Origin of the sequence: Pseudomonas sp. NPDC077451, assembly GCF_044543345.1 — a bacterium.
Classification (GTDB): Bacteria; Pseudomonadota; Gammaproteobacteria; order Pseudomonadales; family Pseudomonadaceae; genus Stutzerimonas.
Genome location: NZ_JBITVX010000011.1, coordinates 44,663 through 58,609 on the forward strand (window position 1 = coordinate 44,663; position 13,947 = coordinate 58,609).

The following is a 13,947-nucleotide window of genomic DNA, read 5'->3' on the forward strand; positions in this document are numbered from 1 at the left end:
CAGTTGACTGAAGAAGATTCAGCGGGTGACGGCACTGCCTTCACCCTGCTGGCATGATCGACCGACTTGCCTGCTCACGCGAGCTGAGACTGGTCCCCGGTCATGCTGCCTTCAGCGGCCATATTAAGCGTGTTCCAGAGGCTGCAGGCAAGGCGCACCACGGCGCCGCCGAAGCCGCTGGCTTCTGTTTGAGCATCCAGCTCGTTGTCAAAAACCGCTAACACGCTACCGTAGGAATAAACGACTCCCCACCGATCCGGGTTTCCGCTATCTGCCTTGATGATATCCACGACCGTCTCCCAAAATGTCACGAGGTGTGACAAAAATACGGCGCATAAATACCACGGCGTCATAAAGCCGACAACTGCCGTTCGGCGGGACTCCAATCAGCCCCGGTTGAGGGGCCATCCGTGCCGTTTTTCTGTCCCGGCACAGCCCCACCGCCTAGGTGCACTGGAACAGCGCAGTTGATTGGGGGCGTTCGGTCGTCGCAGCATTTGACTACGTGCCACGGCGCTCCCCCGGATGCGTTTCATGTCCCATGGGCGTGGCATCAGGTAGGTTCACATCCGGCTCGGCGAAGTCTGGGCTGTGTACTTCAGAGTCCATTGGCATGTGACTGTAGCGCTGCTTGTCGACGGATACGTGGCGTGGCTGCGGCTCGGTAGCGGTCAGGATACGTTTGGCCTCGCAACGTCCACTGATGCCGCGCGCTAACGCCATGCCACCCATCGCCAACTGCAACAGGCCGCTCAGTCCGCCGCGACGCAACCCTCTGCCCAGCATAACCAGCCCGCCCGCAACGGAGGCGCTGCGTTCCCAGCCGTGCACGTTTTGCGGGGCGCTCTTGTCGAAAAGTCGATTCATGGTCGTTCCTTTTTGTTCAGCCGTTGAATATGACGCCCGCTCGAGGGCGTAGCGGGCAGGACAGGTGATGCTCGTCGAATAAATGCGATGTTCTGGCCACAGCAGAGCCTGTTTGCCTCGTTTCGTTAGCCATAGATTCGGCAGCGTCGCAGCGGTATTCGTTCGAGGCGGGAGATAAGCGGCACGCGACATGGCTTGACAGTTGGACATGCGTCCCGCAGATTTCGCTAAACGTAATTCGATTACGCAAAAGAATAATAGAGCGCCGCGTAGACACGGCGCGCCTTCAGTGCAGCCATGGCAACGAATATGGATTCATCCGTTTTTTTTCAGTTCACCGCGTCCGCTCGACTTCGGAGCGTCCAGGTGGCCGCAAGGTCGTTGAGCGTGGCCGGCCCGGTGAAGTCGTTGCGGGCTGGCGCGGCTAGTCTGTCCAGCAGGCTGAAGCGCAGCCCGGAAGCCAGGTCGATGGCCGCGCCTGACGTTCGGATGAGCTGCTGAAATGAAGATCTTGGGCTTTCGATTGACCCTGGGCGACCATCTGGGTCGCAGCGTCCGTGGGATTTCCTGTGCGCCGCCGAGTTGACCTTCGCATAACGTCAATTTCGCTAACGTACCGTTATTCCAAGGAGCCAATCATGGCCGACCTGTTTGAAAATCCCATGGGCCTTATGGGCTTCGAATTCATCGAATTTGCCTCGCCCACCCCGAACGTCATCGAGCCGGTACTGGAAAGCATGGGCTTTACCCATGTCGCCAACCACCGTTCCAAAGATGTGGCGCTGTACCGCCAGGGTGAGATCAACGCCATCGTCAATCGCGAGGCGAAAGGCCTGCCAGCTTATTTCGCCGCTGAGCATGGGCCTTCAGTGTGCGGCATGGCGTTCCGTGTGAAGGACGCGCAAAAAGCCTATACCCGCGCGCTGGAGCTGGGTGCACAGGCCATCGAACTGCCTACCGGTCCGATGGAACTGCGCCTGCCAGCGATCAAGGGGATCGGCGGAGCGCCGCTGTATCTGATCGACCGTTTCGGTGAGGGCAGCTCGATTTATGACATCGATTTCGTGTTCCTGGAGGGCGTCGAGCGTCATCCGGTCGGCGCTGGCCTGAAGCTCATCGACCATCTGACCCACAACGTTTACCGCGGTCGCATGGCTTACTGGGCGGACTTCTACGAGAAGCTGTTCAACTTCCGTGAGATCCGTTACTTCGACATCAAGGGTGAGTACACCGGCCTGACATCCAAGGCCATGACCGCACCGGACGGCATGATCCGCATCCCGCTCAACGAGGAGTCGTCGAAGGGCGCTGGGCAGATCGAGGAATTCCTCATGCAGTTCAACGGTGAGGGTATCCAGCACGTCGCCTTTCTCACCGACAACCTGATCGAGACCTGGGACAAGCTGAAGGCCAGCGGCACCGTCTTCATGACCGCTCCGCCGGAAACCTACTACGAAATGCTCGAAGGCCGGTTGCCCAACCACGGCGAGCCGGTGGAGGAATTGAAGTCCCGCGGCATCCTGCTTGACGGGGCGCTGGAAGATGGCGAGCAGCGCCTGCTGCTGCAGATCTTCTCCGGTACCGTGCTCGGCCCGGTGTTCTTCGAGTTCATCCAGCGCAAGGGCGACAGCGGCTTCGGTGAAGGTAACTTCAAGGCGCTGTTCGAATCCATCGAGCGTGATCAGATTAAGCGCGGCGTGCTCAGCACCACTGAGTAACCACCGAGACGGCAACCGACTCCGGTTGCCGTTCCAATCGATCCAGTTGTTTCACCGCGCTTTCAAGCGCACCGGCGGCGGCACAAGGGCGCTGCCGGTGCCGGTGCGGCTTCGCCATGTGTGTGATTAGCGAAACGATCAGGCCAGATGATCCCGTCCTTGGTCCGGCCGAAGCGAGCGGAGACGCCAAGGCTGCCACGTAACCTCCGAACGGGGCTGTGATGAATAGCTGCCGCGATCAATGCATGCGTTTACAAGAACAGGGCGCAAGTGACTACGCAGCTTGCAGAGCGACCAAATGTCTTATTGATTGCTTCTGCGTTGCCGCATAGGCTTAGCCCATGATCGTCAACATGCGTTCCTTCCTTATCCTGCTGTTGGTACTTACGCTTCCGATCAATGGGATGGCGCAACTACTCATGCCGGCAACATCGTCGGTACATCACCAGATGGCTGATATGGAAGGCATGAACGGCATGGACGGCGCTGATCAAGATTGTCGTGAAGGAAAGGATCAAGGCCCAACGACCGTCTGCAAGAACGGGCAAGAATGCAAAACCTCCAGCCTCGTTCAGATTGCGGCGGCCAAGGCGGACGTGATTCCTGCAGCCAATCCCGTGACTACACCCTATAACGACCAGATCCCTTCGCGTCTTCTGGATGCCGTCTGGCACCCACCCCGCGTCTGATTCCAATCGAATTCTAGAAACCCGCCCGAATGTGAGCATTCGGGTCGGTTACCGCGCGCCCTTTGGCCCGCATGGAAGATCAGGAATCCTTTAAATGAAACCCCTTATTCGCTGGGCGCCCCATCAGGTGGCCGCCTTGATCATGGGCGCGCTCTCGTTTCCCGGGCTCGTGTCAGCTCTCACGTTGGAACAGGCCTTGAGCCTGGCCGAGCAGCAGGCACCTTCGTTAGCCGCGCAAACTGCCAACCTCCACGCTGCTCGTAGCGCTGCGATTCCGGCAGGCGAGCTCCCCGATCCGAAGCTCAGGCTTGGGCTGCAAAACGTACCCATCGAAGGCGACACACGCTGGCGGCTCGATGAAGAGGCCATGACCATGCAAATGGTCGGCGTCATGCAAGAGGTACCGAATCGGGCGAAACGGCGCGCTCGGATCGAGGCTGCGCAGGCAGGTGTCGCGCTTGCAGGCGTGCAGCAGTCCATCGAACGCCTCAGTGTTCGTCAAGCGACCGCCGAGGCCTGGGTCGCTAGCTTCGCGGTCGAGCAGAAGCTGAGTCTTTTCCAACAGTTTTACGGCGAAAACAAGCTGTTTTCCCAGGCTGTTCAGGCGCGTATTGCTGGCGGGCGCGGCCAGACCGCCGACAGCGTGCTTCCCAAGCAGGAAGCCGCCTTGCTGGCAGAACAGGAAGATGAGCTGGTACGCAACCAGGCGGTTGCACGGGCCGAGTTACGCCGCTGGATAGGCGAGCCGGCTGACCAGCCGCTGACAGGCGTCTGGCCGCAATGGCCCGCCGACGCTGTTCACTACCAGCACAACCTCGACCGCCACCCGGCACTGCTGGCATTCGGTCCGATGACACGCGAGGCCGAGGCAAACGTCAGCCAGGCCATCGCCGAAAAAACACCGGACTGGAGTTGGGGCGTCGACTACCTGCGTCGGGGGCGGGAGTACGGCGACATGGTGAACCTCAGCGTCAGCTTCGACCTGCCGATGTTCACCGGCTCGCGACAGGACCCGAAGATCGCTGCCGAGCGGGCACGGCTCGCGCAGATCGAGGCTCAGCGCCAGGCCACGTTACGTATGCATGACCAGGAGCTGACCGCCAACCTGGCTGAGTATCAACGCTTGTCTCGGGTACTGACGCGCCTCGAACAAACCCTACTGCCGCTCGCAGAACAGAAGGTTGACCTGGCCATGGCCGATTACCGCGCTGGGAAAGGCGAATTGATCGCTGTGATCGATGCGCGCCGCCAGCTCGTCGAAACCCGTCTGCGTCGCATCGACACGTCTCGTGACCTTTCGCTGAGCAACGCCCGCCTGCATTTCGCCTTTGGAGATACCCAACCATGAGTTTCCACACACAACAGCTGGCGCTCGTACTCAGCGTAATGATTGGTGCGACCGCAGCAGCCGTGATGCCCACCGCAGCCTTGGCACAAGCAGGTGATGATGAGGGCAGGGCAGTGCTCTATTGGTACGACCCGATGGTCCCGCAGCAGAAATTCGACAAACCGGGCAAGTCACCCTTCATGGATATGGAGCTCGTCCCGCGTTATGCCGATGAAGGCAGCGACGGGGCATCGATGAAGATCGACCCGAGCGTCACGCAGAACCTCGGCATCCGTCTGGCGACGGCTGTGCGTGAGTCGATCAGTCAGTCGCTTGAAGCCACCGGAGCATTGTTGTTTGACGAGCGCGACGTGGCGGTGGTGCAGGCGCGCGCTGGAGGCTTCGTCGAGCGCGTTTACGATCGGGCACCTGAGGATGTGATCGACAAGGGGGCGCCGCTGGCCGATCTGCTCATACCGGAATGGGCCGCGGCACAGGAAGAGTATCTGGCGCTCCGAGACGTTGGTGAACCCCAGCTGTTGGCCGCGGCGCGGCAACGGTTACGCCTCGCCGGTATGCCGGCAGACGTCATTGCGCAACTGCAACGGAGCGGCAAGACACGTGCGGTCTGGACCGTAACCAGCCCGATTGCTGGCGTGTTGAGCAGTCTCGATGTTCGCGAGGGCATGACAGTACCTGCCGGCGCATCACTTGCACGCATCAATGGACTGAACACCGTTTGGCTGGAGGTGGCGGTGCCTGAGGCCCAGGTCGGTCATCTGGCACAAGGGCAAAAGGTAACCGCGCGCTTGCCGGCCTTTGCCGGTGAATCCTTGGAAGGGACGATTCAGGCCGTGCTGCCTCAAGCCAACCTGGATAGCCGTACGGTGCGTGTCCGGGTCGAGCTACCTAACCCACAACAGCGACTACGCCCCGGCATGACGGCGCAGGTGACCTTGAATCGCGACGTCGAGCAGGCTTTGGTCATTCCTTCCGAGGCGGTCATTCGGACCGGTCGCCGGGCATTGGTCATGCTGGCGGAGGATGAAGGCCGTTACCGTCCCGTCGAGGTGCGTATCGGTCGGGAATTCGATGACAGAACCGAAATACTTGAAGGGCTCGAAGCAGGTCAGAAGGTAGTCGCATCCGGCCAGTTCCTGCTTGATTCCGAGGCGAGTCTGCGCGGACTGACCGCGCAAAGCCTGGAACAGCCGAGGTCTTCCTTCGAATCCGCTTTGCATGAGGCTGAGGGCACGATTGTGGGGCTGGAAGACGGCATGGTTGGCCTGTCGCATGGGCCGTTCAAGACCTTGAACATGCCTGGGATGACCATGGCCTTTCCGGTTGCCGATCCATCGCTTACCTCAGGCTTGCAGTCGGGTGACCGTGTCCGCGTTGGCGTGCGTGAAACTGACGAGGGCCTGATCATCGAGCGCATCGTGAAGCTCGGGGGCCAGCCATGATCGCAGCCATGATTCGCTGGTCAGTCGCCAACCGATTTCTGGTTCTGCTGGCCACTGTTTTCGCGGTGGCCTGGGGCGTCTGGTCGGTCAAGAACACAGCGGTCGATGCCTTGCCTGACCTTTCCGATGTCCAGGTCATCATCCGCACCCCATACCCGGGCCAGGCGCCTCAGATCGTCGAAAACCAGGTCACCTATCCACTGACCACAACGATGTTGTCGGTGCCAGGCGCGAAGACGGTGCGCGGCTACTCGTTTTTCGGAGACAGCTACGTGTACGTCCTGTTCGAGGACGGCACGGACCTCTACTGGGCCCGCTCGCGGGTACTGGAATACCTGAGTCAGGTACAAAGCCGGCTGCCCGCCGCGGCCAAGCCCGCCTTAGGCCCAGATGCCACGGGTGTCGGCTGGATCTACCAATATGTGCTGGTGGACCGCACGGGCAGGCATGACCTCTCGCAGCTGCGCTCTCTGCAGGACTGGTTCCTGCGCTATGAACTCAAGACACTGCCCAACGTGGCGGAAGTCGCACCCATCGGCGGGATGGTCAAGCAGTACCAGGTGGTACTCGACCCGGTACGCATGGCCAGCCGGGGCGTGACACAGCAGCAGATCGCAACGGCCATCGACGAGGCGAACCGTGAAACCGGCGGGAGTGTTCTGGAACTGGCAGAAACCGAGTTCATGGTTCGTGCGACCGGCTATTTGCAGACATTGAGAGATTTTCGAGCCATTCCGCTGCGTCTCGATGGTGGCGTGCCGGTAACCCTCGGAGACGTTGCGCACGTTCAGCTCGGCCCAGAGATGCGCCGCGGCATTGCCGAGCTTGATGGCGAGGGGGAAGTGGTCGGTGGAGTGGTCATTCTGCGCAGCGGCAAAAACGCGCGGGAAACCATCGCCGCGGTCCAGACCAAGCTCGACGAACTCAAAGCGAGCTTGCCTCCGGGTGTTGAAATCGTCACGACCTACGACCGCAGCAAACTGATCGACAGCGCTGTTGAAAACCTCACCCACAAGCTCATCGAGGAGTTCATCGTTGTTGCATTGGTTTGCGCGCTGTTTCTCTGGCATTTGCGCTCGTCTTTGGTGGCAATCGTTTCGTTGCCAATCGGCATCCTGATCGCGTTCGTGATCATGCAGCGGCAGGGTATCAACGCCAACATCATGTCCCTGGGCGGCATCGCCATTGCCATCGGAGCGATGGTCGACGCAGCCATCGTCATGATCGAAAACGCTCACAAGCACATCGAGGCGTGGCACAAGCGCTACCCAGATTCCACCCTTAAAGGCCAGGAGCACTGGAAGGTCATCACCGAGGCGGCCGTCGAGGTCGGACCGGCCCTGTTCTTCAGCCTCCTGATCATCACCCTGTCGTTCATTCCAGTGTTCACCCTTGAGGCGCAGGAGGGTCGGCTGTTCGGTCCGCTGGCCTTCACCAAAACCTACGCAATGGCGGCCGCTGCCGGGTTGTCCGTCACGCTGGTTCCGGTGCTCATGGGGTACTGGATACGGGGCAGAATCCCGGATGAACACCGCAACCCCCTCAACCGAGGCCTCATCTGGATCTACAAGCCTGCCTTGGACGCGGTGCTGCGTTGGCCCAAGACAACGTTGCTGGTGGCGGTTCTGGTCTTTTTAACGGGCTTGTGGCCTGCCACTCGACTCGGTGGTGAGTTCTTGCCACCGTTGGACGAAGGTGACCTGCTCTATATGCCCACTGCACTCCCGGGCCTCTCGGCGCAAAAGGCGTCCGAGCTGTTACAGCAGACCGACCGGCTGATCAAAACGGTTCCAGAGGTTGCCCGCGTGTTCGGCAAGGCGGGGCGAGCCGACACCGCAACCGATCCTGCGCCGCTGGAAATGTTCGAAACGACCATTCAGTTCAAGCCGAAGGATCAGTGGCGCGAAGGAATGACGTCCGAAAAACTGGTGGAGGAGCTGGACCGCACGGTGCAAGTGCCGGGGTTGGCCAACCTCTGGATCCCGCCCATTCGAAACCGCATCGACATGCTGGCGACCGGTATCAAGAGCCCGATCGGGGTGAAGGTGTATGGCACCGAGTTGGCTCAGATCGATAACGCCACCTTGGCCATCGAGAAAATCGCCAAAACCGTGCCCGGTGTCAGCTCGGCGTTGGCCGAGCGACTGACCGGCGGGCGCTATATCGATGTGGACATCGATCGTGTCGCGGCGGCACGTTACGGTTTGAACATAGCGGATGTGCAATCGATCGTGGCCGGTGCCGTCGGAGGCCAGACCATCGGAGAGACTGTCGAAGGGCTTGCGCGGTATCCGATCAACCTTCGCTACGGTCGAGAGTGGCGCGACTCGCTGACGGATCTGCGCGACCTGCCTATCTACACGCCGCAGGGCAGCCAGATCACCCTGGGCACGGTTGCCGAGGTCAAGGTGACCGACGGCCCACCGATGCTTAAAAGCGAGAACGCCAGGCTGTCGGGTTGGGTTTACGTCGATGTTCGTGGCCGTGACATGGCTGCTGTGGTGAGCGATCTGAGGCAAAGGGTCAGCGAAAGTGTTCAGCTCGAGTCCGGCATGAGCATCAGCTATTCCGGTCAATTCGAGTTCATGGAGCGCGCCAACGCCAAGTTGAAACTGGTGGTGCCGGCCACCTTGCTGATCATCTTTGTTCTGCTCTACCTCACGTTTTCCCGCTTCGGCGAGGCGCTGTTGATCATGGCCACGCTGCCATTCGCCCTGACCGGAGGTGTCTGGTTTCTGTATCTACTGGGCTACAACCTGTCCGTCGCGACCGGTATTGGCTTCATCGCGCTCGCCGGGGTTTCCGCTGAGTTCGGCGTCATCATGTTGCTTTACCTGACGAACGCCTGGCGAGACCGCCTCAACGCCGGTGCGCGAGATGAAGCCGACCTGCTCGACGCGATCCGCGAGGGCGCCGTACAGCGCGTGCGCCCCAAGGCCATGACAGTGGCGGTCATCATCGCCGGTCTGTTGCCCATCCTTTTGGGGGGCGGAACCGGCAGCGAAATCATGAGCCGCATCGCCGCGCCCATGGTCGGCGGGATGATTACCGCGCCCTTGCTTTCCCTGTTCGTGCTGCCGGCGGCGTACTTGCTGATGCGCCGCCGTCAATTGCCGACCATCCCACACCACTCTATCAACTCCGCAGGAGCACACTCATGAACATCAAGCACATCTGCCTTGCGACATTCTTCCTGATACCTGCTGCCTATGCCGCCGACAAGCAACCCATGGACGGCATGCCGATGGATCACAAAGGCATGAACATGCAAACGGACCAGCAGGCGGCCGGACAGGCCGCTACAGCCACCGGCACGGTCAAGAAAGTGAACCTGGAAAAGGGCTCGGTCATCATCGCTCACGGCCCGGTGGAAGCTCTCGGCTGGCCATCCATGACCATGGGCTTCAAGGCAACGCCGGATCAACTCCGGACCTTGCAGCAGGGTGACCAGGTTGAGTTCGACTTTGTTTCGAAAGGGATGAACGCCGTCGTCACGCGAATCGACAAACAGTAACAGGCTGGGTCACACCCCTCGGCACCGTGGTTGCACCGCGCGGTGCCTTGGCTTCGAAGATCCCCCGCGCTGCGGCGAGCGATCCGGATGGCCGAAGGGTCTCTTTAGGTCTGCAACTCGGGGGGCGGGTCGTCAGCGCTGGTATCACGGTCCCGTTCGTGCCGCGTGAGCGGAAACAACGGCAACCAGGCCTCGCGGCGTACCGTCCAACTTTCGTAACTGGGCATCAGTTGATCAGGCGCGTCGAGGGAACCCAGATGCACTTCGATTTCGTCTGCTGTGCGTGCGAAAACGGACGAGCCACAGCGGGGGCAGAAATGTCGCCCGGCATAGTCCTGCGCTTCGCCAGTGATTGTCACGGCATCCTGCGCAAACACCGCGGCGGCGTAGAAGAGGGCACCGTGATGCTTTCGGCAGTCGAGGCAATGGCATAGGCCAACGCGCTTCGGGCGGCCCGTCGCCACAATCCGCAAGTTGCCGCACAGGCAACCACCGGTGAATCGCTCCATCTGGCTTCCTCTGGTCAATGGTCGGATCGAACCTGTCCCGTCAGTCATAGCTGAAAAAAAGATGACCGACGTACTAAAGGTCGCTTAATCGGTTGGGACCGTGTTTTCCCTTACGGACGCAGGTCTCCGTCGGCTGCCGCAGGCAGACGACCTGCTTCTGCTGGTTGCCGAAAGCCGTACTGATCAGGCGACTTCGATGCATTACCGGACGGTCTGGCTGCGTTGGGCATACGAACGGCCTTGGCTTGCGAGTATCGAACAGAGGACAGGGTTAATCGAAGTGACAGGGCAGTCGCCACTCCGGACGAGGCTATGGCAATGGCGCGTAAGGGCACGGTGCTTGTGGCGATGGCGGCGCTTTGCTGGGGAATATCGGGCGGGATCGCCGGTGTTCTCTTGAGCGATGGCTGGGATGCGTTCGTCGTTTCGTTCTTTCGAGGCGCCATCGGGTTGTTGTTTGTTCTCCTCTGGCTGGCGTTGCGACCAAGTGCCAGCGGATTGGCAAACCGCAAGCTCTGGTTCTGGTCGGTGATCGCAGGGCTCGGTGTAGCCGGCAACTTCGCTTTCTATTTCCTAAGCATCAGGCAAAGCAGCGTAGCCGTTGCAGCGACGCTGATGTATTGCGCGCCAGTGTTCGTTTACCTGGTGTCATTCGTTCGCAAACTGGAACGATCGACTCCACTGAAGTGGGTCGCGATCGGGATGGTGATGCTTGGCATCGTGCTGCTGACCGGCGTCTACGAGAATGGCGCGGGTGGCGTCACGTTGATCGGCGCGGGCGCCGGACTGCTTGCAGGGCTGTCCTACGCGGTATTCATTTTCGGCTTCAAATATGCGGCGCCGCACGGCACCCCACAGGCGATTCTTGTCATCGCTTTCGCCGCGCTTGTCACGGTGTTTATCTGGCTTGTCGAGGCCAACCAGGTCATGGCTGTTTTCCGTTCGCCGAGCTGGCCGCTGTTCATGCTACTGGGCGTGCTTGGCGCGGGGTTGTCCTTCACGCTGTATATCATCGGCCTGAACCATACCGCGCCATCTGTCGCTTCGGTGGTGGCAATGGTTGAGCCGGTGAGTGCGACGCTGTTCGGCGTCGCAGTTCTCAACGAAAGCCTGGCCGGCCTTCAAATCGTGGGTATGGCGCTGATCCTGATCACGGCTACCGCACTGGCCTTCTATTCAAGCGCGCGATAAACGGTTGATTGATTGCATCCGTCCTTCCCCTTGCTCTTGGAGAAAGCAGGCAACCGTGTCGAGCACTGTCTCGGGCCGCTCACGATGGGGAACGTGCTGGCAGCCGTCGAGCGGAAGTTTTTGCACGCCGCCGCTCCCCAGCGCAGCGACACGGTGAAGATGATCCAGCGAGCCGTATTCGTCGTCCCGCCCATGAATGGCCAGTAGTGGGCAGGCGAAGCCCGGGGCGCTTTCTTCGATTGTCCAGTTGGCATAACTGTCCGAAAGCCAGGTGTCGATCCAGGCCCAGAGAATCCACTCGGCCTTTGCGCCGTGGTATTTGCGTAGGCGTTCGACCTGGCCCGGTTCGGCAAATGCTGCTTGAGTGGCGCGGATGCCTTGCAAGGTTCGATCTTCGACAAAGGCCAGGGCGGCGATGGTGATTAGCGCGCGGCAATTGCCAGGGTGATGGGCAGCGAGGCTCGCGGCCATGATGCCGCCTACGCTGTGGCCGAGCGCGATGAAATGCTCGATATCCAGCGCGTGCCGCACTGGCGGAAAGTACCGCTCGGCTTCGTCGCGAATGAAGCTGTTCGACCAGCCACCCGGATGCGCTGCGGAGCGACCAAAGCCGAGCCGGTCGTAGGCAATGACGTCGCGCTCGGTGGCCACAGCAAGGCGCTCGGGAAAGTCGCGCCACAGCTCGACGCAGCCGAGGGAATCGTGCATCAGAACGATGGGCGTTCTACGCGAATGACGGATGCGCCAGCGCCGCGTGAATACGTCGCCGTGCTCGGTGGGCAGAACGCGGTCTTCGGTCGAAATGGTCATGAGAATCCTTGTATCGCCGGCTCAGGTTTGTATCCCTCGGCGCGACAGCTGTATGGCCCGGTATCGGCGCGAGTTTTGCCAGCCGTCATGGGGCGGCTGCCAAAAAGAAGCGGCCACGCTGGGCCGCCGAAGGCTTACGCCACGCCGATAGCATTGACTGGCGGCAGCCTGACGCCGCCAGGTTGTAAGGTGCCGGCCTTCTGGGTTCAGCTCGCTGCTGCTGTCGTGGGTTGCTGCGCTGTCTTTTCCCGGTCGCGCAGCAGGAATCGCTGAATTTTTCCGCTCGGGGTCTTCGGAAGTTCGCTGACGAACTCGATTTCGCGCGGGTAGGCGTGGGCGGAAAGGCGCTGCCGCACGTGTTGTTGCAGTTCGTCGGCCAATGCTTGGTCGGCATCGTGGCTCGCATGCAGCACAACGAAGGCCTTCACCAGTTCGGTGCGCTCCGGATCGGGCTTGCCGATCACCGCCGCTTCGATCACGGCCGGGTGTTCTACCAGGGCGCTTTCCACATCGAAAGGGCCGACCCGGTAGCCGGATGTGGTGATCACGTCATCGGCGCGGCCAACGAAGCTGATGCTGCCGTCGTCATTGAGCTCGACGGTGTCACCGCTCAGGTAGTAATGCCCAACGAAGGCTTTGGTGCGGGTGCCCGCATAACCGTTGAACCAGAGCAGGGGAGACTGGTTGCGGTCCAGCGCGAGCATTCCCGGTTTGCCGGGCTCCAGCTCGCGTTGTTGATCATCGATGACCACGACGCGGTGTCCGGGCATCGCGTAGCCCGCCGTGCCGATGCGCACGGTATGGCTCAGCGCATGGTGGTTGCACAGGACCATGCCGAGTTCGGTCTGTCCGTAATGGTCGTGGATCGTGCAGCCAAGGCCGCTGCTGAACCAGCGGATCACTTCGGGGGTGAGCGGTTCGCCTGCGCTGCTCACGGCGCGCAGGCGACCCTTGATCTTGCCTTCGACCTCGTCCTTGGCCGCCAACAGCAGGCGGAACGCGGTGGGTGAGCCGGCCATGTTGGTGATCTTGTATTCATTGACGACGCGGCAGGTGCTGTCGACGGTGAAGCCGCCTTCGTAAAACAAGGTCGAATGGCCCATGGCGAGCGGCCCGGTGACGGCGTAATACAGGCCGTACGCCCAGCCAGGATCAGCGATGTTCCAGAAATTGTCCTCGGGTCGCAGATCGACTGCATCGCGCATGTAGGTGACGAACGCGACGATGGCCTTGAGCGGCACATGCAGCTGCTTTGCCGGCCCGGTGGTGCCGGAGGTGAACATGGCGAGGAAGGGGGCGTCACCCGCCAGCAGCACCGGCGCGAATGCGCTCGATTGCCGATTGACCTGCGTCCAGAAGTCGTCGGCGCCATCGCCTACGACCAAGCGGCGCGGGGCGCTTTCAATGGCGTCCAGTTTCTCGCAGTTGGCGGCATCGGTGACGACCAGCTTGGCGCCGGATTCCTTGACTCGATGCTCAACCGCCTTGGGGCCAAAGGCGGTGAACAGCGGCTGATAGATAGCGCCAGCGCGCCATGTGCCGAGGATCGTAATTAGCAATTCGGGGGTGCGTGGCAACAGGCCGGCAACGGTATCGCCCGGCTTGATGCCATAACTGTCCAACAGATTGGCGAAGCGTGCCGCGGCTTCCTTGAGCCGTGCGAAGGTCCAGGTGGCTCGCTGGCCGTCGCGGCCTTCCCAGATAAGCGCGACCTTGTCCGAGTCGGCGTGACGGTCACAACACTCGACGCAGGCATTCAGGGCGGAGAGATCACCGCTGAGGATGGCCGAGACCGTCTGCTGAAAGTCGAATTCGCTGGCCGCAGTGGCATGGTCGCGCATGGCTGGCTCCTGGATCTT

The 13,947-nt window shown here is 60.9% G+C and carries 12 protein-coding genes; 7 read left to right on the forward strand and 5 right to left on the reverse strand.

Annotated features, from left to right (window positions below; genetic code table 11):
- Positions 1-74 precede the first annotated feature (74 nt).
- Entirely contained in the window at positions 75-290 is a 216-nt protein-coding gene (locus ACIGHL_RS16910) for a hypothetical protein (RefSeq protein WP_128120836.1), read from the reverse strand.
- Positions 291-501: 211 nt separating this feature from the next.
- Entirely contained in the window at positions 502-867 is a 366-nt protein-coding gene (locus tag ACIGHL_RS16915) for a hypothetical protein (RefSeq protein WP_446697659.1), read from the reverse strand.
- Between the two features lie 638 nt (positions 868-1,505).
- Here ACIGHL_RS16915 and hppD point away from each other — a divergent pair.
- From hppD to ACIGHL_RS16945, 6 genes are all read left to right on the forward strand, one after another.
- Entirely contained in the window at positions 1,506-2,585 is a 1,080-nt protein-coding gene (gene hppD, locus ACIGHL_RS16920) for a 4-hydroxyphenylpyruvate dioxygenase (protein WP_446697660.1), read from the forward strand.
- 341 nt (positions 2,586-2,926) lie between these two features.
- Positions 2,927-3,274, forward strand: a complete 348-nt coding sequence (locus tag ACIGHL_RS16925) for a hypothetical protein (RefSeq protein ID WP_446697661.1) — start codon at positions 2,927-2,929, stop codon at positions 3,272-3,274.
- A gap of 94 nt (positions 3,275-3,368) precedes the next feature.
- Complete coding sequence (locus ACIGHL_RS16930) at positions 3,369-4,622, forward strand: TolC family protein (protein ID WP_446697662.1); 1,254 nt, start codon at positions 3,369-3,371, stop codon at positions 4,620-4,622.
- The gene (locus tag ACIGHL_RS16935) at positions 4,619-6,064 is read left to right on the forward strand and encodes an efflux RND transporter periplasmic adaptor subunit (RefSeq protein WP_446697663.1); all 1,446 of its coding nucleotides are present in this window, start codon (positions 4,619-4,621) and stop codon (positions 6,062-6,064) included. Before ACIGHL_RS16930 ends, ACIGHL_RS16935 begins: the two co-directional genes overlap by 4 nt.
- Positions 6,061-9,225, forward strand: a complete 3,165-nt coding sequence (locus tag ACIGHL_RS16940; protein WP_446697664.1) for an efflux RND transporter permease subunit — start codon at positions 6,061-6,063, stop codon at positions 9,223-9,225. The genes ACIGHL_RS16935 and ACIGHL_RS16940 overlap by 4 nt, the downstream gene beginning before the upstream one ends.
- The gene (locus ACIGHL_RS16945) at positions 9,222-9,578 is read left to right on the forward strand and encodes a copper-binding protein (protein WP_045426752.1); all 357 of its coding nucleotides are present in this window, start codon (positions 9,222-9,224) and stop codon (positions 9,576-9,578) included. Before ACIGHL_RS16940 ends, ACIGHL_RS16945 begins: the two co-directional genes overlap by 4 nt.
- 104 nt (positions 9,579-9,682) lie before the next feature.
- Here ACIGHL_RS16945 and ACIGHL_RS16950 read toward each other — a convergent pair whose 3' ends face one another.
- A complete protein-coding gene (locus ACIGHL_RS16950) occupies positions 9,683-10,087 on the reverse strand; it encodes a GFA family protein (protein WP_446697665.1) in 405 nt (134 codons plus the stop codon).
- A gap of 312 nt (positions 10,088-10,399) precedes the next feature.
- Here ACIGHL_RS16950 and ACIGHL_RS16955 point away from each other — a divergent pair, with 312 nt between their 5' ends.
- A complete protein-coding gene (locus ACIGHL_RS16955) occupies positions 10,400-11,278 on the forward strand; it encodes a DMT family transporter (RefSeq protein WP_446697666.1) in 879 nt (292 codons plus the stop codon).
- Here ACIGHL_RS16955 and ACIGHL_RS16960 read toward each other — a convergent pair.
- Both ACIGHL_RS16960 and ACIGHL_RS16965 read right to left on the reverse strand, forming a co-directional pair.
- Positions 11,264-12,088: an alpha/beta fold hydrolase gene (locus ACIGHL_RS16960; RefSeq protein WP_128120828.1), complete on the reverse strand. Its 825-nt coding sequence runs from the start codon at positions 12,086-12,088 to the stop codon at positions 11,264-11,266. The genes ACIGHL_RS16955 and ACIGHL_RS16960 overlap by 15 nt on opposite strands.
- 206 nt (positions 12,089-12,294) lie before the next feature.
- Positions 12,295-13,929, reverse strand: coding sequence for an AMP-binding protein (locus tag ACIGHL_RS16965; protein WP_446697667.1), 1,635 nt, complete (start codon positions 13,927-13,929; stop codon positions 12,295-12,297).
- Positions 13,930-13,947: the final 18 nt, after the last annotated feature.